At 41.2% G+C, this 23,975-nt stretch carries 19 protein-coding genes; 17 read left to right on the plus strand and 2 right to left on the minus strand.

Annotation, left to right across the window (positions count from 1 at the left end; all coding sequences use genetic code 11):
* Position 1: 1 nt before the first annotated feature.
* The 8 genes from MTF68_RS09950 (at position 2) to pdxJ (ending at position 7,417) form a co-directional block, all read left to right on the plus strand.
* The gene (locus MTF68_RS09950; protein WP_029771929.1) at positions 2–952 is read left to right on the plus strand and encodes a MucB/RseB C-terminal domain-containing protein; all 951 of its coding nucleotides are present in this window, start codon (positions 2–4) and stop codon (positions 950–952) included.
* 19 nt (positions 953–971) lie between these two features.
* Positions 972–1,421, plus strand: coding sequence for a SoxR reducing system RseC family protein (locus MTF68_RS09955; RefSeq protein ID WP_248462365.1), 450 nt, complete (start codon positions 972–974; stop codon positions 1,419–1,421).
* 188 nt (positions 1,422–1,609) lie between these two features.
* A complete protein-coding gene (gene lepA / locus MTF68_RS09960; RefSeq protein WP_029771928.1) occupies positions 1,610–3,397 on the plus strand; it encodes a translation elongation factor 4 in 1,788 nt (595 codons plus the stop codon).
* Between the two features lie 16 nt (positions 3,398–3,413).
* Positions 3,414–4,349, plus strand: coding sequence for a signal peptidase I (gene lepB / locus MTF68_RS09965; RefSeq protein ID WP_004586227.1), 936 nt, complete (start codon positions 3,414–3,416; stop codon positions 4,347–4,349).
* A 2-nt stretch (positions 4,350–4,351) separates the two neighbouring features.
* Positions 4,352–5,029 carry a ribonuclease III gene (rnc, locus tag MTF68_RS09970; protein ID WP_004586228.1) on the plus strand — a complete coding sequence of 226 codons (678 nt, stop codon included), beginning with the start codon at positions 4,352–4,354 and terminating at the stop codon, positions 5,027–5,029.
* A complete protein-coding gene (gene era / locus MTF68_RS09975; protein WP_004586229.1) occupies positions 5,019–5,951 on the plus strand; it encodes a GTPase Era in 933 nt (310 codons plus the stop codon). Before rnc ends, era begins: the two co-directional genes overlap by 11 nt.
* 20 nt (positions 5,952–5,971) lie before the next feature.
* Positions 5,972–6,664: a DNA repair protein RecO gene (recO, locus tag MTF68_RS09980; RefSeq protein ID WP_024033080.1), complete on the plus strand. Its 693-nt coding sequence runs from the start codon at positions 5,972–5,974 to the stop codon at positions 6,662–6,664.
* A 21-nt stretch (positions 6,665–6,685) separates the two neighbouring features.
* Positions 6,686–7,417 carry a pyridoxine 5'-phosphate synthase gene (pdxJ, locus tag MTF68_RS09985; RefSeq protein WP_064385222.1) on the plus strand — a complete coding sequence of 244 codons (732 nt, stop codon included), beginning with the start codon at positions 6,686–6,688 and terminating at the stop codon, positions 7,415–7,417.
* Between the two features lie 104 nt (positions 7,418–7,521).
* On the opposite strand, the gene barA is transcribed toward pdxJ, so the two are convergent.
* Entirely contained in the window at positions 7,522–10,296 is a 2,775-nt protein-coding gene (gene barA / locus MTF68_RS09990; protein ID WP_248462367.1) for a two-component sensor histidine kinase BarA, read from the minus strand.
* 111 nt (positions 10,297–10,407) lie between these two features.
* Here barA and rlmD point away from each other — a divergent pair, with 111 nt between their 5' ends.
* The 5 genes from rlmD to eno all read left to right on the plus strand — a co-directional run bounded on the left by rlmD (position 10,408) and on the right by eno (position 17,921).
* The gene (gene rlmD, locus MTF68_RS09995) at positions 10,408–11,733 is read left to right on the plus strand and encodes a 23S rRNA (uracil(1939)-C(5))-methyltransferase RlmD (protein ID WP_248462368.1); all 1,326 of its coding nucleotides are present in this window, start codon (positions 10,408–10,410) and stop codon (positions 11,731–11,733) included.
* An 8-nt stretch (positions 11,734–11,741) separates the two neighbouring features.
* A complete protein-coding gene (gene relA / locus MTF68_RS10000) occupies positions 11,742–13,898 on the plus strand; it encodes a GTP diphosphokinase (protein ID WP_248462369.1) in 2,157 nt (718 codons plus the stop codon).
* A gap of 1 nt (position 13,899) precedes the next feature.
* Positions 13,900–14,697 carry a nucleoside triphosphate pyrophosphohydrolase gene (mazG, locus tag MTF68_RS10005; protein WP_248462385.1) on the plus strand — a complete coding sequence of 266 codons (798 nt, stop codon included), beginning with the start codon at positions 13,900–13,902 and terminating at the stop codon, positions 14,695–14,697.
* A gap of 177 nt (positions 14,698–14,874) precedes the next feature.
* Positions 14,875–16,509, plus strand: a complete 1,635-nt coding sequence (locus MTF68_RS10010; RefSeq protein WP_004586236.1) for a CTP synthase — start codon at positions 14,875–14,877, stop codon at positions 16,507–16,509.
* Between the two features lie 113 nt (positions 16,510–16,622).
* On the plus strand, positions 16,623–17,921 hold the full coding sequence (gene eno / locus MTF68_RS10015) for a phosphopyruvate hydratase (protein WP_029771921.1): 1,299 nt from the start codon (positions 16,623–16,625) through the stop codon (positions 17,919–17,921).
* 290 nt (positions 17,922–18,211) lie between these two features.
* Here the strand turns inward: eno and mutH are convergent, their stop codons facing one another.
* Complete coding sequence (gene mutH, locus MTF68_RS10020; protein ID WP_248462370.1) at positions 18,212–18,883, minus strand: DNA mismatch repair endonuclease MutH; 672 nt, start codon at positions 18,881–18,883, stop codon at positions 18,212–18,214.
* A gap of 577 nt (positions 18,884–19,460) precedes the next feature.
* Between mutH and rppH the strand changes: the two genes are divergently transcribed.
* The 4 genes from rppH to lgt all read left to right on the plus strand — a co-directional run bounded on the left by rppH (position 19,461) and on the right by lgt (position 23,969).
* Positions 19,461–19,979, plus strand: coding sequence for an RNA pyrophosphohydrolase (gene rppH / locus MTF68_RS10025; RefSeq protein WP_004586239.1), 519 nt, complete (start codon positions 19,461–19,463; stop codon positions 19,977–19,979).
* 29 nt (positions 19,980–20,008) lie between these two features.
* The gene (gene ptsP / locus MTF68_RS10030) at positions 20,009–22,273 is read left to right on the plus strand and encodes a phosphoenolpyruvate--protein phosphotransferase (RefSeq protein ID WP_248462371.1); all 2,265 of its coding nucleotides are present in this window, start codon (positions 20,009–20,011) and stop codon (positions 22,271–22,273) included.
* A gap of 72 nt (positions 22,274–22,345) precedes the next feature.
* Positions 22,346–23,155: a sulfite exporter TauE/SafE family protein gene (locus MTF68_RS10035; protein WP_024033072.1), complete on the plus strand. Its 810-nt coding sequence runs from the start codon at positions 22,346–22,348 to the stop codon at positions 23,153–23,155.
* Between the two features lie 10 nt (positions 23,156–23,165).
* Positions 23,166–23,969 carry a prolipoprotein diacylglyceryl transferase gene (gene lgt / locus MTF68_RS10040; RefSeq protein WP_004586242.1) on the plus strand — a complete coding sequence of 268 codons (804 nt, stop codon included), beginning with the start codon at positions 23,166–23,168 and terminating at the stop codon, positions 23,967–23,969.
* The last annotated feature ends 6 nt before the right edge of the window (positions 23,970–23,975 follow it).

Genomic DNA, 23,975 nt, shown 5'->3' on the forward strand with positions numbered 1-23,975 from the left:
AATGAAAGTAATCACTTTTGTTCTGTCGTTGGTATTAAGCTTTAATGTTTTTGCTAACGACACAAATCCCGCCAAAGATTTATTACTAAACATGGCGAATGCAGTGCATACCCGTAATTTTGACGCCTCTTTTGTGGTGGTAAAGGGTAAAGCCATGGAACCCTACCGTTGGGTGCATGCAAAGCAAGGTGAAACAGAGCTTGAGCATTTAAGTTTACTTAATGGCGCGGGCTTAGAAATGGTGAGAATTAACGACCAAGTAACCTACTTTGAACCGCAATCGCAGCCATATTCTATAAATACAGACTCCATTGCTGGGCCAATACCTGAAGTATTATTTAAAGATATTGAAGCATTAAGCAGCCAATATGATTTTGTGCTAGGTGGTAAAGGCCGTATTGCAGGGCGAGCGGCGCAACTGGTGAGAATAGAATCAAAAGATGAATACAAATATAACTATTGGATTTGGCTTGATACAGAGTCATCGCTGTTATTAAAAGCCGCTTATGTTAACCACCAAGGTGAAGCATTAGAGCAGCTACAGTTAACCCATATTAGCGTAACAGAGCAACCAGCACCGATGATTTTAGAAGTGCTCAATCGTAATTTTCCAACGCCATTACCAGGTAACGCACTGAAAGGTGAAAAAAGCAATGCCACAAACTGGCGCATTGGTTGGTTACCTAATGGCTTTAAATTACTAAAGTCAGACCGCCATAAACTTGATTTAAATAACGAACTTACTGACTATTATTTATATTCTGATGGGTTTGTTGAAATTTCAGTTTTTGTACAGCGCCCCTTACCAGGTCGCCGCTTAAGCGGATCATTAACTTCTGGCGCAACGACAATTTATGTGCATAATGGCGGAAACTTTGATGTATCCGTTGTTGGTAATGTGCCAAGCCAAACCGCAAAGGCAATTGCTGAGTCAGTGACTCGCGCATTATAAACAATTCGTAAGGGTTGTTATGATTGAACAAACACTTACAGTGGTTGCCCTAGATGGCACCACTGCCCACTTAGAAGCCCAGCAACAAAAAGCCTGCGAAGGGTGTAATGGTCGCTGTGGCTCGCAAGTCTTTGCCAAACTCTTTGGTAGCGATAAAAAAACCTTTCCATATCAATTTGATACTCCTGTAGAAGTGGGCCAAAAAGTAACGCTCTCATTAGATGATTCGCATCTAGTCAAACATGCTTTTGCTGTATACATGCTGCCTTTATTTTTAGGATTAACGCTTGCATTTATTAGTGCCGAATTACTACTTTTAGCGCAGGGATGGCAAATATTATTCGCCGCTTTGGGCGGTGTAGGTGGTTACTTTTTAGCTAAAAGCAAAGTAAAAACACTCAGGCATGATGTAAAAGTGATAAAAATTCATCCAATTAGCCTTCCTTTAACGCAAATAGATGGTGATTAAGGCCAATTAAATGTAAAATTGCCGTTTTATACCAGAGTAACTTGGAAATACAGGGTAAAAAGGCAATCAAAATTTGATTATCTAAAGCGCATTTAGCCACTTATATAGCACTTATACCCAATAAGTATTTTCAAGTCACTCAGGTGTTCGTACTTAGCCTATTAAAATAGAAGTTTAGAATCCAGTTTATGAAGCATATCCGTAATTTTTCGATCATCGCCCATATTGACCATGGTAAATCGACCCTTTCAGATCGTTTGATCCAGGTTTGTGGTGGCTTAACAGACCGCGAAATGCAAAAGCAAGTGTTAGATTCAATGGACATTGAGCGTGAGCGCGGTATTACCATTAAAGCGCAAAGTGTAACGCTTAACTACACAGCTAACGATGGCGAGACCTACCAACTTAACTTTATCGATACACCAGGGCACGTTGACTTTACTTATGAAGTTTCTCGCTCTTTAGCGGCATGTGAAGGTGCGCTTTTAGTTGTTGATGCCGGACAAGGTGTTGAAGCACAAACACTGGCAAACTGTTATACCGCCATCGAAATGGATTTAGAAGTAATCCCTGTTTTAAATAAAATAGATTTACCGCAAGCCGATCCGCTTCGTGTAGCAGAAGAAATTGAAGACATTATTGGTATTGATGCCCTAGACGCTGTGCAATGTAGTGCAAAAACTGGTGTTGGTATTGCTGAAGTACTTGAAATGATTGTAAAGGATATTCCACCACCGGTAGGTGAAAAAGATCAACCTTTGCAGGCGCTTATTATTGACTCATGGTTTGACCCATACCAAGGTGTTGTATCACTAGTGCGTATTAAGCACGGTGAACTACGTGCCGGCGACAAAATAAAAATAATGTCGAACGAGCAAGTACATACAGCTGATCACGTGGGTATTTTTACCCCTAAGCAAACCAACACGGGTATTTTACGTACCGGCGAAGTAGGGTTTGTTATTGCCGGTATTAAAGAAATACACGGCGCCCCAGTGGGCGATACGATTACGCATCAAAAAAATGCGGCACCAGTGCGTTTACCAGGCTTTCAAAAAATTAAGCCGCAAGTATATGCAGGTATGTTCCCAATTGCCTCTGATGATTATGAATCGTTTCGCGATGCACTTAATAAACTAAGCTTAAATGATGCGTCGTTATTTTTTGAACCTGAAAATTCAACAGCACTGGGTTTTGGTTTCCGCTGTGGCTTTTTAGGTATGCTACACATGGAAATTATTCAAGAGCGTTTAGAGCGTGAATACGATATTGATTTAATTACCACGGCACCTACTGTAATCTACGAAGTAGTAACCAAAGAAGGTACGAGTCAAATTGATAACCCGTCTGACTTACCGGCGGTAAATGATATTGTTGAAATACGCGAACCAGTGGTAGAGGCAAACATACTTGTACCGCAAGAGTTTTTAGGTAGCGTTATTACTCTGTGTGTAGAAAAGCGTGGTATGCAAACTAAAATGAGTTATCACGGCAAGCAAGTCGCTGTAACCTATGAGCTACCTATGGCTGAAGTGGTTATGGACTTTTTTGATAAATTAAAGTCAACCAGTCGTGGTTTTGCATCGCTTGATTACAACTTTAAGCACTTTCAAACATCAGACATGGTACGTGTTGATATACTTATCAATGGTGAACGTGTTGATGCGCTCGCTATAATTGTTCACCGCGACAGTGCACAATCACGCGGCCGCCAACTTGCTGATGCGTTAAAAGAGCTTATTCCGCGTCAAATGTTTGATATTGCGATTCAAGCTGCAATAGGACAACATGTTATTGCCCGCACCACAGTTAAGCAATTACGTAAAAATGTAATCGCTAAGTGTTACGGTGGTGACGTGAGTCGTAAGAAAAAGCTATTGCAAAAGCAAAAAGATGGTAAAAAACGAATGAAGCAATTGGGTAACGTAGAAGTACCGCAAGAAGCGTTTCTAGCTATTTTGAAAGTTGGTAAATAAAAACAAAGGATTATAGATGGCTGGTTATTTCTCAGTTTTATTGGTGTTATTAACGTTAGGCTCAGGTTTAATATGGTTAATTGACCACCTAATGTATGCGCCAAAAAGGCAAGAGCGTTTGGCGCTTGCCCAAACATCTGCCGGTGGCCAGCTTGATGAGGAAACAGCGGCGTTAATAGCACCTGAGCCGGCAATTACAGAAACTGCAAAATCGATTTTTCCGATGATTGCAGCTATTACTATTTTTAGGTCGTTTATTTTTGAGCCTTTTCAAATACCGTCAGGTTCAATGATGCCAACCCTGTTGGTGGGCGACTTTATTTTAGTACAAAAGTACTCGTACGGGATTAAAGACCCAGTATGGCGTAGCCAGCTTGTAGATGTAGGCGAGCCTGAACGCGGCGATATTGTTGTTTTTAAATACCCGTTAGATGAGCGAGTAGATTATATAAAACGTGCTATTGGTTTACCGGGCGATAAAATTGTTTATCGTGATAAACGTTTATATATTCAACCTAATTGTAAAGAAGGCGAGACCCAGCAGGGTGACCTACTTTGTAATGAGTTTAATAAAATTGATTTTAAATTAATTAACGATAATGAGTTTAAACAAGGCCAAATGTCGCTTGCCCGAGTAAATGAAGATTTAACGACACTCAAGCACGACATTTTAATCAACCCACGCGCACCTGAACGTAAAGGGCGTTACTATCAGCAACCAGGTACTCCTTCGGATGAATGGACTGTACCAGCTGATCATTATTTTATGATGGGTGATAACCGCGACAACAGCCAAGATAGTCGCTTTTGGGGCTTTGTACCAAAAGAAAACTTGGTGGGTAAAGCTGTCTTTATATGGATGAGTTTTGAATTTGAGAATGGCCCAGATGATGTTTTACCAGGATGGGTTCCAACTGGTGTTCGTTTTGAACGCCTAGGTAATATTCAGTAACAATGAAAAAAAATGTAACAGAATTATATAAACGAATTGGCTACGAATTTGCTGATCAAGGTTTACTTGAACAGGCAATGACGCACCGCAGTCATAAAGGTCAACACAACGAACGCTTAGAGTTTTTAGGCGATTCAATTTTGAGCTTTGTTATTGCCAATGCTTTGTACGACAAATTTCCAAAAGCGCGTGAAGGCGATTTAAGCCGTATGCGCTCTACGCTTGTGCGTGGCCAAACACTTGCTGAATTTGGGCTAGAGTTTGGTTTAGGTGACTACTTGCGCCTTGGGCCGGGTGAGTTAAAAAGCGGTGGTTTTCGTCGTGAATCAACATTAGCTGATGCTGTAGAAGCCATTATAGGGGCTGTGTTTTTAGACTCAAACATAGACCGCTGTGGCGAGCTAATTTTAGCGTGGTACGAATCTCGACTTGATGCTATTTCACCAGGGCTTAATCAAAAAGATCCTAAGACCTTGCTGCAAGAGTATCTACAAGCGCGTAAGTTATCTTTACCGGGCTACACCGTTGTTGATACCAAAGGTCAAGCGCACAATCAAACGTTCACGGTTGAATGTATAGTTGAAGGTATGGATAGCATTATTTCTGTTGGTAGCTCGCGCCGTAAAGCCGAACAAAAAGCTGCCGAAAAAGCATTGAAGATACTAAAAAATGAATCTTGATACCTTAATACAGCCTCATGAAGGTGATATTGATACGTTTTGTGGCATGGTTGCCATTGTTGGCCGCCCTAATGTAGGTAAATCAACATTGCTTAATGAAATCATTGAGCAAAAAGTAAGTATTACCTCGCGCAAGCCACAAACAACTCGCCACCGTATTATGGGTATTCATACCGAAGGGCAACACCAAGCTGTTTATATTGATACGCCGGGCTTACACGTTGAAGAAAAGCGCGCTATTAACCGCTTGATGAACCGTGCTGCATCGAGTTCAATTGGTGATGTCGAGCTTATTATTTTTGTTGTTGAGGGCACTCACTGGAATGCCGATGACGAAATGGTACTTAATAAAGTATCGCAAAGTGGTAAGCCTGTTTTACTTGTTATTAATAAAATAGACCAAGTAAAAGACCGCGATTTAGTATTACCGCATATGAAGATGCTTGGCGACAAATTTGATTTTGTGGGCATAATGCCGGTATCGGCAACACAAGGTAAAAACGTTGATTTAATTAAAGCCGAAGTAACTAAACGCTTACCACCGTGCGAATTTTACTTTCCTGATGACTATGTAACCGACCGCTCAATGCGTTTTATGGCGGCAGAAGTTATTCGTGAAAAGCTAATGCGCTTTATGGGCGAAGAGCTGCCGTATTCTGTTACTGTAGAAATTGAGCAGTTTAAATGGCAAGAAAACGGTGTTTGGCATATCAACGGGTTAATTCTTGTTGAGCGTGAAACCCAAAAACGCATGGTAATAGGTAACAAAGGCGAAAAGCTTAAAGTGATTGGCCGTGAAGCCCGTAAAGACCTTGAAGAAATGCTCGATAACAAAGTGTTTTTAGAGCTTTGGGTTAAAGTTAAATCGGGTTGGGCAGATGATGAACGTGCCTTAAGAAGTTTAGGCTATGGCGAAGATTAACCTGCATTTAACCAACTAATATGGATAGCGACTTCTACACAGCGTACCTATTACATCGGCGTCCTTATAGCGACTCCCAAGTAATGCTCGATATGCTGGTAGAAGGCGTAGGCCAGCTTAGAATGCTAGCCAGAGTGAGTGGTCGCCAGGCCACTAAACACAAAGCACAATTACAGCCTTTTCAGGCACTGCTTGTTCATTACAGTGGCAAGTACGATTTAAAATACATTAATAAATTTGAGCTACATGGTAATCCTTTATATTTAACAAAGGATAAGCTTTACTGTGGCTTTTATTTAAATGAGCTGACTAACCGCATTGTGCCGGTAAACGAGCCACTTGAACAAGTGTTTGAGCTCTACAAAACTCACTTAGAGAACTTAAATAGCGATGTCGATTTACAGTCGGTGCTGCGCTCATACGAATTTCAACTATTAGAGTTGTTGGGCTATGGCGTCGACTTCAGCTTTGATGCCAGTGGTGAGCCAATTGATGAAAGGCAAACGTATAGTTACTTTCCTGAGTTGGGTTTTTTGATGCAACAAGATACGCGCTCAGGGTTTAGCGGCGCGCAGCTCAAAGCGATTGCTAATCATGATTTTAGCCAAAGCGATGTACTCTATATGGCAAAACAATTAAGCCGTTATTTACTAAAACCTTTACTGGGTAATAAACCATTAAAAAGCCGTGAATTATTTATGGCCTCTCAATAAACATATTTTACAGGTAACAAAATGAAAGACATTCTTTTAGGCGTAAACGTTGATCATATTGCAACGCTTCGCCAAGCGCGTGGTACATCATACCCAGACCCAGCACATGCGGCCAGTGTGGCAGAGCATGCCGGTGCAGATGGTATTACTATTCACTTGCGTGAAGACCGTCGCCATATTCAAGACCGCGATGTATACGTAATGGCTAAAACGATTCAAACGCGTATGAATCTTGAAACAGCGGTTACAGATGAAATGATTAATATTGCCCTTGAAGTAAAGCCTGAGTACGTATGTTTAGTACCTGAAAAACGTGAAGAGCTTACGACCGAAGGCGGCCTAGATGTGGCCGCTAATGTAGATAAAATTAAAGCGGCCACTAAAACATTGACTGATGCGGGTATTAAAGTGTCATTATTTATTGATGCCGATAAAGCACAGTTAGATGCAGCTAAAGCGTGTGGTGCACCGTATGTAGAAATTCATACCGGCGCGTATGCAGATGCCACTAATGATGAAGATTTACACAAAGAGCTTGAGCACATACGAGAGGGTGTAAAATACGCGGCGAGCTTAGGCTTAATTGTAAATGCAGGGCATGGCCTTCATTATCATAACGTAAAACCAATTGCTGCAATGCCTGAAATTTATGAGCTTAACATTGGCCACGCTATTATTGCGCGCGCAGCTATTGATGGCCTTGAAAAAGCAGTACGCGACATGAAACGCCTCATGATTGAGGCAAGGTTATAAATTTAACCCCACGGTGGCACCATTTCATAGAAATACTTAATTAAGTAAAATGGTATTAAAACCTGTTAAAAGCGCATTGTCTGCGCTTTTTTATTACGTGTTTTTTAGCGTTGATGCTCGGTAGCACTTGCATCTGCCATGAGGTTTTCCAGCTCATCCTGAAGCTCAAATAGTTCAGGCTCAACGTTATCTAGCACGCAATCACTTTTAAGTGAGGTTTCTATGGTTTCTGCCAGTGATTTAAGCTTAGGCACACCGGTATAACAGCACGCGCCATGGAATTTGTGGATAACACTTAATACCGTTTGGCAATCGTTTTGCTCAATAGCTTCGTTGAGCTGCGAGAGCGTCTCTGGCACACTTTGTAATAGCATATTGAGCATTTCCAGCGCCAGCTCACCTTTGCCCCCTGCACGTTGTAGCGCAAGCGACCAATCTAAGCAGTTACTTTCAAATGGAGCTGGGCTTTGTGACGTTACACTTTTAATTTTGTCGCGGCTTACGGGCGATTGCGGACTATGATCGCATATAATTTGGCTCAGCATGTCCTCATCAATAGGCTTAGTTAAATAGCCTTTAAAGCCATCTTTTAATAGCTGCTCTTTTTCGCTGTGCAGTGCATGCGCGGTTACCGCAATAATAGGTGTGTCTTCGTTTAAAGAAGACTCCTTAATAAGTTTACACGCGGTAATGCCATCCATAATCGGCATTTGTATGTCCATAAAAATAACATCGTACTTATGGCTTTTACTTAAGCTGTAGGCTTGCGAGCCATTATAAGCGGTGTCTATAAATTCAACTTGCTCTTTTAACAAGGTGCAAATAAGTTTTAAGTTTGCATCGTTGTCATCTACCACCAGTACTTTTAATGGCAATAATGTTTGATCGCTTGGTTCAATATTTAAGGTAGGATGATCAAGGCGATAAGGCGCAGCCAGTACTTCACATAATTTACGATGATTAAGCGGCTTACTTAAACATACATCTGCACCACTACCAATGAAAGACTCTCTCATACTATGAGAAATAGTATTAAGCATTAAATATAAATAATCAGTTGACTCACGTACACTATTTATATAACCCTTTAAACGTTGCATGTCATCTACCGATGCCATATCACCAATAATACAAATATCGTATTTAAACATTTTATGTTTAATAGCGTCTCGAAATGCACCTTCATTAAAACAAGCGGTTACTACAGTTTCCCACTCGTTTAATACAGAAAGCACTGAGTGATGCGTATGCTCGTGTGGCTCTAAGTATAATATGCGTTTACCAATGAGCGATTTAGAAGGTAAGTCGTTACTAAAGGTATGATCAGGCAACCTAAACACACCATTAAAGGTAAAACAGGTGCCGCTTCCTGGGGCTGAATTTAGCGTTATTCGGCCATTCATAGCCTCTACAATATGTTTAGTAATAATGAGACCCAAACCAGTGCCGCCAAATTTTCGGGTGATGGATGAATCTGCTTGGCCAAATGCTGTAAATAACGCATCTTGCTTATCCATTGGAATACCCACACCGGTATCGGTTACTGATACTAAAATAGAGGCGCGGTCTTCATCTAATAAGCGGTAGCTTATATCAACTTTTATAGAGCCTTTTTCAGTAAACTTAATGGCATTACTTAACAAGTTAATGAGTACTTGTTTAAGGCGAGTGGGGTCACCGGTTAAATCATCAGGCACTTGTGGGTTGATATAAATAGATAGCTCAAGTTGTTTTTCATGCGCCGAGGGAGCTAATAATGTCATAACCTCGTTTACGCTATCGCGTAGTTGAAACTGGATTGATTCAAGCTCCATTGCGCCTGCTTCAAGTTTAGAAAAATCTAAAATATCGCTAATAATCGTCAATAAGCTATTGGCAGAAAGCTCTATGGTATCGAGGTAATCTTTTTGATGTTTATTTAAAGGTGTTTTATACAATTGGCGCGTAAAGCCAATAACCCCATTAAGCGGGGTGCGTAACTCGTGACTCATTTTAGCTAAAAAGTCGGACTTAACGCGGTTAGCATCTTGCGCCTCTTTTTTGGCCATGGTTAGCTGAATATTTGAGGTTTCGTATTGCTCTAGGGTTTCGCGGTAATCACTCGTGGCCTGATCAATATTTTTTTGCATTTCGTCTTTTTGCATAACCATAGTGTGGGCAATGGTATTAAGCCCTTCACGCAAAAGTTCAAATTCGCCCATCATGGTGTCGTTTAAACCCGTGTCTCTTTTACCTTCAACTAGTTTGTCGGTGGCAAGTACTAACTTATTAAGTGGGTTCATAAACATACGGCTAAGCTTAAGCGCTAAAATAGATGCCAATATTATTGAAAATAAAATAACAATGCCGCTAATTAAAACCGCTCGCTGCTGGCCTATAATCGCTTGGTCTTTATTAAGTTGTAAAATAACGGTGCCAAGCGGGGTTTGAAAATCATTAATATCCCATTTTGATACCGGCGCAGAGTGATTAAAAATTGGGGTGTAGAACGTGATTAACTCTTCTGATTTATTAATTTTTGTTGTGTGAAGATTTTCAATTTGTTCTTTTTGAGTTAGTTCATCAAACGAGCGATGATAGTTGCTGGTCATAATAAGCTGATTGCTGGTATCAAAAATAGCAATCGATTTAATGGTTGGGGAGTGCTTATTGTGTGTGTAACTAATCAGACGGTTGAGCAGCTTTTTATTTTTTTCAAGTAAAGGCTGCTCTAAAGCAATTGCTAAGGGTTCAGATATTGAGCTGCCTTGTTGATATAAAATTTCATCAAGCTCAATGTAACGATTTATTGTAAAATAGCCGCCAAGTAACAAACCAATGATCACTGTGGGGATCAAGGTTAAGGTTAAAACAGAATCACGTAAGCCTAATTTGGTCATAATGGAAGCGTTATTATCATTATTAGTATGGATCGAGTATATACGGTTCATCGGCTATTCTCAAAGCATCTGATTTGCTTATACGTAATACAAAATTTAAGGTAATGCCGCATGGCGCAAATTTTTAAAGCAAAGAAAAAACCACTTAAACAGCAAACACTCACACTTAATATTACGGCCATGGATCATCAAGGGCGGGGCGTTGCCAAACACAATAACAAAGTGTGCTTTGTAAGCGGCGCTTTAATGAATGAAAAAGTAACGGCAAGCCTAATTGAAGATAAAGCCAAGTACAGTAGTGCAAAGCTGGTTAAGGTTATTAATCCAAGCGATGCGCGCACGCAGCCTTTTTGTCAGCATTATAATCACTGTGGTGGTTGCCAGTTGCAGCACCTAGAAATAAATCAGCAAGTGGTTGAAAAGCAAAATGCAGTGACGCAATTGTTTCAAAAATTTGCCAAATTAAGCGACTTAAATTGGCAAGCGCCTCTTTTAAGTAAGCCCACTCATTACAGACGCAGTGCGCGTATTGCCGTAATGTATGATAAAGCCGCTAAAAAAATGCGAGTTGGGTATCGTGCGCCTAGCTCTAAAAATGTGATTAGTATTGAGCAATGTGATGTGCTTAGTAAGGCATTTACTAACGTATTTAGTATTTTTGAAACACTTATTAATCAATATAAAGCGCTACACAGTATAAGTCATTTACAGTTGTGCCAAAACGAGGCTGGGAACTTTATTGTTATTCGCCATACTAAAGCGATACCAGATGAAGCCAAAAGCTATATACAAGAAGCAGCAAACGCACAGCAATGGTTAATTACTTGGCAAGACAACAGCGATGTTATAGAGCAGGCTCATTTGCCTACGCCGTATTATTTTTTAGAAAAGTTTAATTTAAAGTTTGAATTTGGCCTTGGTAATTTTATTCAAGTAAATGATGAAGTTAACCAAGCTATGTTAGCTCAGTCGGTAAATTGGCTTAACTTGCAAGGAAACGAGCAAGTATTGGATTTATTTTGTGGTATTGGTAACTTTTCATTAGTGCTAGCCCAGCATACTAAATCGGTTATTGGAGTAGAAGGGGTTGCATCGGCGGTTGCAATGGCGACGCAAAATGCGCAAACTAACTCTATCACTAATGCGCACTTTCATTGTTTTGATTTAACGCAAAAAATTGAAACAGCACAATGGTTTAATAAGGCGCTAGACGTATTAGTATTAGACCCTTCTCGCACAGGTGCTATGGCTGTTTTAGAGCAACTACCTTTAAAGCAGTTTAAAACCATTTTATACGTCTCTTGCGATCCTGTTACTTTAGCCCGTGACAGTGCAATTATTTCGCAAGCAGGCTTTGAAGTTACTAAAATTGGGCTAATGAATATGTTTCCACATACAGGACACATAGAAACAATGGCGTTATTTCAACGGAGGTAAAGCGTTTTATGGTCGCTACACGTCAATCACATCAGCAGGACGACACAGGTGACTTTGCTACTAGCCTAAAACAGTTAGCGTTATCGCAAGAGAAAATAACGCTACTAAACAAAGCGCAAGCATTGTGTGTTACATGTGACAACCAAGCACGGCAAAACACGGCCATAGAAATGGTCGAGATTTTAGCCGAGCTAAATTTAGATGCAGAATCTCTCGCAACCGCGTATCTCACGCATTACTACTTAAATGACTTAGTAGACCTTGAAACCGTAGAAGCACAACTTGGCAAAAATGTAGCCATGCTTTTAACTGGGGTTGCGCAAATGGCTGCTATTAGTACTTTATCGCACCAAGGTAAAGGCATTATGCAGGTAGATAACATTCGTAAAATGTTACTTACCATGGTTGAAGATGTGCGCGCTGTGGTGATTAAACTTGCTGAGCAAGTATGCCATTTACGCAATGTAAAAAATGGCGATGAAGAAGAGCGTGTTATTGCCGCTAAAGAAACCGCCGATATTTTTGCCCCGTTAGCAAACAGGTTAGGTATAGGCCAGCTTAAGTGGGAACTAGAAGATTTATCATTTAGGTATTTACACCCCGACACCTATAAAAGCATTGCTAAACAACTTGATGACAAGCGCCTTGCCCGTGAAGCCTATATGGAAGATATGGTTGCGCAAGTAAAAGCTCGCCTAAGCGAAGCCGGTATTGAGGCGCAAGTGTATGGCCGCCCTAAGCACATTTACAGCATTTATAAAAAAATGCAGCAAAAAAACTACGAGTTTGAGCAGCTGTTTGATATTAGAGCAATGCGAATTGTTGTAGAGCGCCTGCAAGATTGTTACGGCGCGCTAGGTATTGTGCACACTAATTGGCGCCACCTTAATAAAGAGTTTGACGACTACGTTGCTACACCTAAGCAAAATGGCTATCAATCAATTCATACCGTGGTATTTGGCCCTGAAGGGAAAACCGTTGAAATACAAATACGCACCAGCGAAATGCACCAAGATGCAGAGCTAGGCGTAGCCGCGCACTGGATGTACAAAGAAGGCGCTTTACCTGGGCGTGGCTCAGGCTATGAGCAAAAAATTAGCTGGTTGCGCAAATTACTGCAATGGCAAGAAGAAGTGGTTGATGGGGGCGATTTAGCCGAAGAGCTTAAAAACCAAGTTGTAGAAGACCGCGTTTATATATTTACCCCAAGTGGCGATATCATCGATTTACCTGTTGGCGCTACACCGCTTGATTTTGCTTACTACATTCACTCAAATGTAGGGCACCGCTGTATAGGGGCTAAAGTATTTGGCAAAATAGTGCCGTTTACACATCAGCTATCAACGGGCGATCAGGTAGAAATTCTCACGCAAAAGCAGCCTAATCCAAGCCGCGATTGGTTAAATCCATCGCTTGGTTATATTAAATCGTCGCGTGCAAGGGCTAAAATCCATCATTGGTTTAAACAGCTCGACCGCGATAAAAACTTAAGCGCCGGTAAAGAGATTCTTGATAACGAACTGCAAAAGCTAGATTTAACCTACAAAGATTTAGACCCAGCTATTAAGCGCTTTAATTTTAAAGAACTAGATGACTTAATGGTTGCCATAGGTGCCGGCGATGTTCGCTTAAACCAAATGCTTAACTTTGTCAGTGATCGTACTGAAGAAGAACCCGTTATTCGTTTTAAAGCGCCAAGTAAAGTAACTGGCGATAAAAACGGCATTGTGGTGGATGGTGTGGGCAGCTTAATGAGCCACGTTGCTAAGTGTTGCCGCCCAGTACCTGGCGATAAAATAATTGGCTATATTACACAAGGCCGTGGCATTGGGGTACACCGCGAAGATTGCGATTCATTTAACAACTTAAAAGAGCTGCACCCAGAGCGTGTTATATCGGTTAGTTGGTCAGATGAAATAAATGGCTCTTATGCGCTAAGTATAAAAATAGAAGCAAGCGATCGCTCAGGTTTAATTCGCGATATTAGCTCTGTACTGGCTAACGAAAAAGTAAATGTGATCAACATGAACGTCAATACTGTTGGGGCCGATCAGTTAGCGGTATTTACTATGCAAATAGAAGTGCATGACCTATCGGGCACAAACCGGGTTTTGTCAAAGCTGCATCAAATTGAAGGTGTGCACAGTGCCAAGCGAAACCAATAAAATGGCAAACAGTAACGCCCTTGAGCAACTACTCGATATTATGGCGTTGCTTCGCGATCCTACCGACGGTTGCCCGTGGGATCGCAAGCAAAATTTTAAATCGATTGTACCGCACACGCTAGAAGAAGCCTTTGAAGTGGCCGACTGCATAGAGTCGGGTAATTTAAACGAGCTTAAAAATGAGCTGGGTGATTTACTGTTTCAAATAGTTTTTTACGCACAACTTGCTAAAGAGCAGGAGCTATTTGATTTTAACGACGTGGTTAGTGAGCTAAATAGTAAACTTACCCGCCGTCACCCTCATGTTTTTAACACTAAGCAAGCGTTAACCGACGAGCAATTAGCAAAGCAATGGCAAGCAATTAAAGCACAAGAGCGTGCAGCAAAAGTACAGCCAAGCAAAGCCTCACTTTGGCAAGATATACCTACCAATATGCCAAGCCTAACTAAAGCTAAAAAAATTCAGCAGCGTGTTGCCGCACTTGGTTTTGATTGGCCAAGCTACCACGGGGCACTTGATAAAGTAAGTGAAGAAGTACTTGAAGTAAAAGAAGCGCTTGAGCACGACCCTTCATCCGAACATACAGCAGAAGAAATAGGCGACTTATTATTTGCCACAGTAAATGTGGCTCGCCATGTTAAACGCGACCCAGAGCAACTACTCAGACAAGCCAACGATAAGTTCTCGGCGCGCTTTGAAAAAGTGCAAGGTTATTTAATTGCAAAAGGTAAAAGTTTAAACAGCGCAACGCTTGACGAAATGGAAGAAGCATGGGAAGCCATTAAAAAAGCGAAATAAGATTTGCTCAGTACAACCTAATGTTAATCAACGAACATTTTTTGTGCGTCTAAACGCTATTTTTAGCTGGATTGCTCAACGCTGTTTTGGTACAATTTCGCCCCGTCTTGATGATATACCCAGAGTCTCTTTCTCGGGTGTTATATTCCTTTTAATTCCTGATATTCTAGGGTTCGCATGAGTACAAAATTTATCTTCGTTACTGGCGGGGTTGTTTCTTCGTTGGGTAAAGGTATTGCAGCAGCGTCATTGGCAGCTATTTTAGAGGCCCGCGGTTTAGATGTTACCATTTTAAAGCTGGATCCTTACATAAACGTTGACCCAGGCACAATGAGCCCAATTCAACACGGTGAAGTATACGTTACAGAAGACGGCGCCGAAACGGATCTTGATTTAGGTCACTACGAGCGTTTTATTCGCACCAAAATGACCAGCCGCAACAACTTCACACAAGGGCGAGTGTACGAAGATGTACTACGTCGTGAGCGCCGTGGTGAATACTTAGGTGCAACCATTCAGGTTATTCCACACATCACAAATGACATTAAGCAACGTGTATACGACGGTGCTGAAGGTCATGATATTGCGATTGTGGAAATTGGTGGCACAGTAGGTGATATTGAATCACAACCATTTATTGAAGCAATTCGTCAGTTAGGTACAGAAATTGGCCGCGAACGCGCGCTATTTATTCACCTAACGCTAGTGCCATTCTTAGGCCCTGCAGGCGAAGTGAAAACCAAACCAACACAGCACTCAGTTAAAGAGTTACGCTCTGTAGGTATTCAGCCAGATATTCTTATTTGTCGCTCAGACCGTAAATTGCCTAACAACGAACGTGCAAAAATTGCATTGTTCACAAACGTTGAAGAAAAAGCGGTTATTTCGCTTCCTGACGTAGACAGCATTTACAAAATTCCTGCGCTATTAAAATCACAAGAGCTAGATAACTTTGTGTGTCGTCGTTTCCACCTTGACGCACCAGAAGCTGATTTAGTTGAATGGGAACAAGTACTTTATCAAGAGTCTAACCCGACTGGCGAAGTAACGATTGGTATGGTTGGTAAGTACATTGAACTACCAGATGCATACAAGTCAGTTAACGAAGCACTAAAACATGCAGGTCTTAAAAACCGTTTAACCATTAATATTGAATACGTTGACTCGCAAGACTTAGAAAGCAAAGGGGTAGAACTGCTTTCTCATCTAGACGCTATTTTAGTACCAGGTGGTTTTGGCGGCCGTGGTGTTGAAGGTAAAATTTTAGCAGCTAAGTATGCCCGTGAAAACAAAGTACCTTACCTAGGCATTTGTTTAGGTATGCAAGTAGCACTTATTGAATACGCACGTAATGTTGCAGGTTTAACCGACGCTAACTCAACTGAGTTTAATATACACTCAAAAGCGCCAGTAGTGGGCTTAATTACAGAGTGGTTAGATGCTGAGGGTAACATTGAGATACGTGATGAAAAATCTGATTTAGGTGGCACCATGCGTTTAGGCGCACAAAAATGTCACTTAACGCCGGGTTCTAAGGTGCACGAAGTGTACGGCAATACAGAAATTATTGAACGTCACCGTCATCGCTACGAAGTAAACAACAACTTTGTAGAGCAATTAGAGCAAGCAGGCTTAAGCTTTACCGGTTTATCAGAAGATAAAAAACTAGTAGAGATCATCGAAAACAAAGATCACCCATGGTTTATTGCCGCGCAATTCCACCCGGAATTTACGTCAACACCACGTGATGGTCACCCGTTATTTGAAGGGTTTGTAGCAGCTGCTCATACTCATCAAAAAACGTCTTCGTAATTAAAAAAAGCCGTGCATATTGCACGGCTTTTTTGTCTAAAGGGCTGACTAAAAGATATAAAACGTAGTAAAGTTAGCTGAACTCACCATTTTGGGAATATAGAGGAATCAAGATGTCAGAAATCGTAAAAGTAATTGGTCGCGAAATTATGGACTCGCGTGGTAACCCTACTGTTGAAGCTGATGTATATTTAGCTGATGGTTCTTGGGGCCGCGCTGCCGCTCCTTCAGGTGCATCAACAGGTACTCGCGAAGCACTAGAGCTACGTGATGGTGACAAAGCCCGTTACTTAGGTAAAGGCGTATTAAACGCAGTTGGTTTTATTAACAACGAAATTGCGGATGCGCTAAAAGGCCAAAATGCATTAGAGCAAAGTGCTGTAGATAAAGTAATGCTAGATTTAGATGGCACCGAAAATAAAGAAAAACTAGGTGCAAATGCTATCTTAGCGGTATCACTAGCAACTGCAAAAGCCGCTGCACAATTTAAAAAAGTTGAGCTTTACGAGCACATCGCAGACTTAAACGGTACGCCAGGTGTTTACTCAATGCCGTTACCTATGATGAACATCATCAACGGTGGTGAGCACGCAGATAACTCTGTAGATATTCAAGAATTTATGATCCAACCTGTTGGCGCTGAAAACTTCCGCGAAGGCCTACGTATGGGCGCTGAAGTGTTCCACAGCCTTGCTAAAGTATTAAAAGCAGACGGCCACTCTACAGCGGTAGGTGATGAAGGTGGTTTTGCACCAAACCTTGCATCAAACGAAGCGGCACTTGCAGCTATTAAAACAGCTGTAGCAAACGCAGGTTACGAGCTAGGTAAAGATATTACACTGGCTATGGACTGTGCTGCATCTGAGTTTTACGACAAAGAAGCAAACATTTACGATCTGAAAGGTGAAGGCAAAAAATTCACTTCAGAAGAGTTTAACTACTTCTTAAAAGATTTAACTGAGCAATACCCAATTGTATCTATTGAAGATGGCTTAGATGAGTCAGATTGGGATGGCTTTGCACACCAAACTAAATTAATGGGCGATAAAATCCAATTAGTAGGCGATGATTTATTCGTAACTAACACTAAGATTTTAAAACGCGGTATTGATAACGGTATTGCTAACTCAATCCTAATTAAATTTAACCAAATTGGTTCACTAACTGAAACGTTAGCAGCAATCAAAATGGCTAAAGATGCAGGCTTTACAGTTGTTATTTCACACCGTTCTGGCGAAACAGAAGATGCAACTATTGCAGATTTAGCGGTAGGTACTGCTGCAGGCCAAATTAAAACAGGTTCATTGAGCCGTTCTGACCGTGTTGCTAAGTACAACCAACTTCTTCGCATTGAAGAAGCGCTAGGTTCTAAAGCACCTTACAACGGTCTTAAAGAAGTTAAAGGTCAGTAATTCTATTTTATATAGAATCTTATTTTTAATTTTAGATAATAAAATCCTCGCTAATGCGGGGATTTTTTATGCCTGATAATTTATCAAAGAGATGAGAATGCTTTGTAGGCGTTAATCTTACTGACGCGCACTCAGTGCGAAAAGAGGGTACAAGAAAAGCGAAAACTCTTTATTTAAACCTCAAATTATTTTATTAAAAAAGGTGAAATATCTTGTAGGAGTTAAGCTCGCTGACACGCGCAAGTAGTGCGAAACAGGATTTGCTTAACTCATAATATTTTCTGCACAGCTCAGAGCTGAAATTGCTGCTTCAATATTTCACCTGTAAAACTGGTTTTTAAATAAAAACCACGCGGTAAGGTTTTTATTGTTTGCCCATTTGGACCAATAGCATCGGTAACTACTTTGCTATTAGCGGCTTTAGGCCTAATTTGTATAGCATCCCCTAAATGGCCCGATATTTCATCAACTCGCCCAAGCGCTATTAACTCCATTTGTTCTTCCCAGTCTCGTTGTAGCAACGCATCTTGCTCAGGCGTAGGCTGCCATAAAAAGCCACTGCCTATGGTTCTATCAAAAGGCGCAATATCGCGCTCACTCAATATAGGCAGCCATAAAACATGATTGAGTTTTTTACGCACAGCGCTTGTATGCCACGTCATGCCGGTTACGTTTATAAGGGGGGTAACCGACACAAAAGTGGTTTCTAAGGGTTTTCCTTTATACGAAATAGGCAGTGTTTTTAATTCAATGCCTAAATCTTCAAAGTCGGGGAGGGGTTTTGAGCCTGCAGTAGCGCCTAACACGTATTCAATAAGTTGCCCGGTCCAGCCTTTTTCACGTAATAGGTCGTCAGGGGTTTTAAAGCTGTATTGAGAGGCTAATTGCCCTAATGTTAAACCAGCAATAGCGTTTACGCGTTGCATTAAGTCATTAATTGAATGGGGTTTTGTTGGTCGCATGCTACTCATTTACCTTGAATAATTAACAGCGCCATGATAGCAAAACCCCCGTAAGGTGGATATCTTTGCTTTTGGTTGTTTTTTATACGCACTGTGTTTGGCGTAATTTTGCTCACCCCAAAAAGTTACAGTTTAACTGTAAGTGACTGACTAGCTTTAATATTTTCAATTAACTCATTCAGCTTTAATTAAGTTAGCAAATTCTATATGGGATAAATACAACTATATAAACATGTTTATCCACAGAATCTGTGGAGAAAGCGAGTTTTTAGATCTGATATTGTGGACTTGTTTGCAAAACAGCCTTGTTTATCAAAAGTTATACACAAGCTGTGAGTAAATAGCACTAAACATAATAATCAAGGCATAGCTTAGCTTTTTTTGCTAAAAGTTGCGTCAATTAAGGGTTATTTTATCCTTGTAATTACTCAGTGCTCATTTAAGGTTAAGTCGTTATGCACAGCGTAAATAGTAAACGTGCGATTAGGGCGTGATGACTTTGGGGATAATAGTGTTTGCCGAATTGCAGCTAATGTGGAACAATCATTAAAAATCGACTTACAAATGAGGCACTAAGGTGATTGATGCCGAAGGTTTTCGTGCCAATGTCGGAATTGTAATTTGCAATAATCAGGGGCAGGTTTTTTGGGCTAGACGTTACGGTCAACATTCTTGGCAATTTCCCCAAGGCGGTGTTGATGACGGAGAAACACCCGAACAAACCATGTACCGTGAATTACACGAAGAAGTAGGTTTGCGACCAGAAGATGTAGAAATAGTTGCAAGCTCAAAACATTGGTTACGCTATAAATTACCCAAGCGATTAATTCGCCGCGACTCTAGTCCGGTGTGTATTGGGCAAAAACAAAAATGGTTTTTATTAAAACTGCGTTGCAAAGATGAAGATGTAAACTTGCTTAAAACACATCATCCCGAGTTTGATGATTGGCGCTGGGTGAGTTATTGGTACCCAGTAAGGCAAGTGGTATCGTTTAAACGCGATGTATACAGACGGGTGATGAAAGAGTTTGCACCGTTTGCAATGCCTTTTAATAAAAGAGAACATCATAAAGAACAGTGGCGACACAAAAGGTAGTAGCATAATTATAAAATAAGGAGCAGGTAATGCTGGCAACACTTAGAACTATTGCTGAGTCTGTTTCGCAACAAGCGAATTTAGACAGTGCCTTAGTGTGCTTTGTGAAAATGGTTAAAGAGGCCATGAAAACCCAGTGCTGCTCTATTTATTTTGCCGACTACAGCCAAGATAACTTTGTACTTATGGCAACCGAAGGCCTAAATCCCGATGCCGTAGGTAAGTTTAGAATTGGCTTTACCGAAGGGCTTGTAGGTTTAGTAGCCCAGCGTGAAGAGCCCATTAATATAGCTTTTGCAAAATCTCATCCGCGTTTTAAGCTCTCCCCCGAAGTAAACGAAGAAGGTTACAATGCCTTTTTGTCTGTGCCTGTTGTGCATCAAAAAAAGGTATTGGGCGTTATTGTTGTACAACAAAAAATGGCGCGGGTTTTTAGCCAAGACGAAGAGTCGTTTTTAATTACCCTTTCAGCGCAGCTAGCCTCGCAACTTGCGCATGCTGAAATAAAAGAGCTTTTACGCCAAGACGAATCATCACACCAAACCTCAGTGCTCAAAGGGGTCTCGAGTGCCCCAGGTATTGGGATTGGCCAAGCCTTTGTGGTACTGCCCAAGCTTGATTTTAAATCTATAGAGCTAAAAAAAGATCCCGATAGCGCCGAGCAACGCCGTTTGTTTACACAAGCCGTTGCTGCCACCCGCAAAGAATTTAATACCCTGTCTATGACCTTGAGTGACTCAATCCCGCGAGAAGCACTCGCGGTATTTGATGTATACCAACAATTACTTGATGCGAAAAGTTTAGGCCACAATGTTGAGGTACAGTTACAAGAGGGCTGGTGTGCAAAAAGCGCCTTAAAAATTGTTATTGAGCGGCTTATTTCGCAGTTTAATGCCATGCAAGATCCCTACATAAAAGAGCGCGCAGTTGATGTAAAAGACATTGGTTTAAGGGTATTACACCACCTTGTAAACACAGAACACGCAGTAAAAGATTACCCACCCAATACCATATTAATTGCGAATACCTTAACGCCCGCCATGCTGGCTGAAGTACCCAACGGGCATTTAGCCGGTGTAGTGAGTGTTAATGGCTCAGCCAATAGCCATGCCTCTATATTAACCCGAGCGATGGGAATACCGGCTATTTGGGGGATTGAAGATTTACCCTTATTGCAATTTGATGCTAAACCAATGATTTTAGATGCCTTTGCAGGGCGTTTATATATTTCTCCTTCGCAAGTGTTACTCGATGAATACGCTCAGTTAAAGCACCAAGATAAACTACTCAATAATCGCTTTTTAGCAGAGCAAAGTGCGCAGTCGGTTACCTTAGATGGTGAGCAAATAAATTTAATGCTAAATGCAGGGCTTGAGCTTAATACCGATCAAAGTAGTGCGCATATTTGCGATGGGGTAGGGCTTTATCGTACCGAAGCATGGTTTATGCAAAAGGGGCAATTTCCATCGCAAGCTGAGCAAGAAAACTGGTATAGGGAGGTGCTAAAAAGTTACCATCCAGCGCCAGTGGTTATGCGAACCCTAGATATTGGTGGCGATAAAGTTTTAGATTACTTTAATATCACCGAAGAAAACCCCTTTTTAGGGTGGCGCGGCATACGCATAAGCCTTGACCACCCAGAGCTATTTTTAGATCAGCTCAAAGCTATGTTAAAAGCAAATATGGGTTTAGGTAATTTAAAAATAATGCTGCCTATGATCAGCGGTACAGAAGAGGTAGACGAAGCGCTCGCGTTATTTGAACAAGCTTATTTTGAACTGGCAGAAAAACACCCAGAGCAAAACTTGGAGCGCCCAGAAGTGGGCATTATGCTTGAAGTACCCTCAAGTATATTTATGCTCGACGAGTGGGCTAAAAAAGTAGATTTTTGCTCAGTAGGCAGTAACGATTTAACGCAATACTTACTTGCTGTCGATAGAGCAAATGCGCGGGTGGCTCAGTTATTTAACCCATATCACCCCGGCGTGTTAAGGGTATTAAATAAAGTAGCGAATGAATGTAATAAACACTGTTTACCCTTTAGTTTATGTGGCGAGCTAGGCGGCGAGCCAGAGGGCGCTATTTTACTCATTGCCATGGGTTATAGGCATTTAAGTATGAACCTGTCGTCGTTAACTAAAGTAAAGTGGATTTTAAGGCGCTTAAATATTAACGATATGCAGCAATTACTCGCAGAGTGCTTAGTGCAATCGAACGCTAAACAGGTACTGCGCTTAACGCGCAATTTTATGATTGAACACCAATTAGGCGATCTGTTTTATACCGCCAAATAATGCAGCGCTTAAAGATGCTATTAACTTTATAATCCTTTAATATAGGCGCACGAAAAGGTATTTGAGAACACTATGTATGACTTAGCTTTACTCGTGGCCAGTTGTGCGCTACTTGGCTGTGTAGTTGGCTTTTTAGCTGGGCTATTAGGGATAGGCGGCGGTTTAATTATTGTGCCTGTTTTAAGTAGCTTATTACTGATGTTTGACGTTACTTCACCTGATCACGTATTAGTTATTTCTATTGCAACATCGCTTGCCTCTATTTTATTCACTTCTACTTCTTCAGTCTTGGCTCATCATAAAAATGATAATGTGCCTTGGCAAATTGCACCGTGGGTTATGTCGGGTGTAGGCTTAGGCGCGTTAATAAGTGGCTTTGCCGCAAGTTTAATACCCGAACAAGCATTACGCAGCGTATTTGCAATTAGTGTTGTGTTTATTGCAGGCAGAATGGTGTGGGCATCACGTAGTAAATCGCTCAAAGAAAAACCGCTACCAAAAGGGATTATTTTAGGGAGCATTTCTGCCCTTATGGGCGCGCTTTCTGGTTTAATAGGTATTGGTGGCGGCGCACTTATTGCCCCTATGCTTAATTACTTTTCAGTTGATATGAAAAAAGCGATAGGCTGTGCATCAGCGAGCGGCATTGTTATCGCGCTATTTGGCTCTATTGGTTATATAAGCGCAGGCTGGCAGGTAACCGATTTAGCCCATGGGTTCGCAGGGTTTGTATACTTACCTGCATTATTTGGTATTGTAATAACATCGTGGTTTGTGGCGCCCTTAGGGGCTAAAGCAACTCATTATTTACCTGTTAATATAATAAAGAAAATTTTCGCGGTGTTGCTTGTGCTCATCGCACTTAAAATGGTTTTTAGCTAAAGGTTTATTTATGGCACTTGAGTTTCCTCAAATCGATCCAATAATTTTTTCTGTTGGACCGCTAAGCGTACGTTGGTACGGTTTAATGTATTTAATTGGTTTTGCGTTTGCGATGTGGTTTGCTAATCGTCAAGCCGAAAAACCAAACTCTGGTTGGACTAAAGAGCAAGTTAGCGACTTGCTTTTTTACGGCATGCTAGGGGTTATTTTAGGCGGTAGAATTGGTTATGTATTGTTTTATCAGTTTAGTTACTTTTTAGAAAATCCATTATATTTATTTAGAATTGACCAAGGCGGTATGTCGTTCCACGGCGGAACATTAGGGGTTATTACCGCTATTATACTATTTGCCAAAACCCGCAAAAAATCACTATTTGCAGTGGGAGATTTTGTGGTGCCGCTGGTTCCGGTAGGCTTATTAGCAGGGCGTATTGGTAACTTTATAAATGGCGAATTATGGGGCCGCGTAAGCGATGTGCCATGGGCAATGGTATTTCCAACGGGTGGGCCGCTTGCGCGTCACCCATCGCAGTTATACGAAGCCTTTTTTGAAGGGCTAGTCCTGTTTTTAATTTTATTATGGTTTATCAAAAAGCCTCGCCCTGCAGGCAGTGTAGCCGGTGTATTTTTATTAGGGTACGGCGTATTTAGATTTTGTATTGAATACTTCCGCCAACCAGATGCGCAGCTTGGCCTATTTGCCGATTTTATCTCAATGGGTCAAATACTCTCGTTACCTATGATAATTGGTGGCCTAGGGCTATTAATTTGGGCGTACAAAAAACCGCAACCTGTAACCGCAGCAAAGGCATAGTAAGAA

The organism is Pseudoalteromonas sp. 2CM37A (assembly GCF_023161885.1).
Taxonomy (GTDB): domain Bacteria; phylum Pseudomonadota; class Gammaproteobacteria; order Enterobacterales; family Alteromonadaceae; genus Pseudoalteromonas; species Pseudoalteromonas atlantica.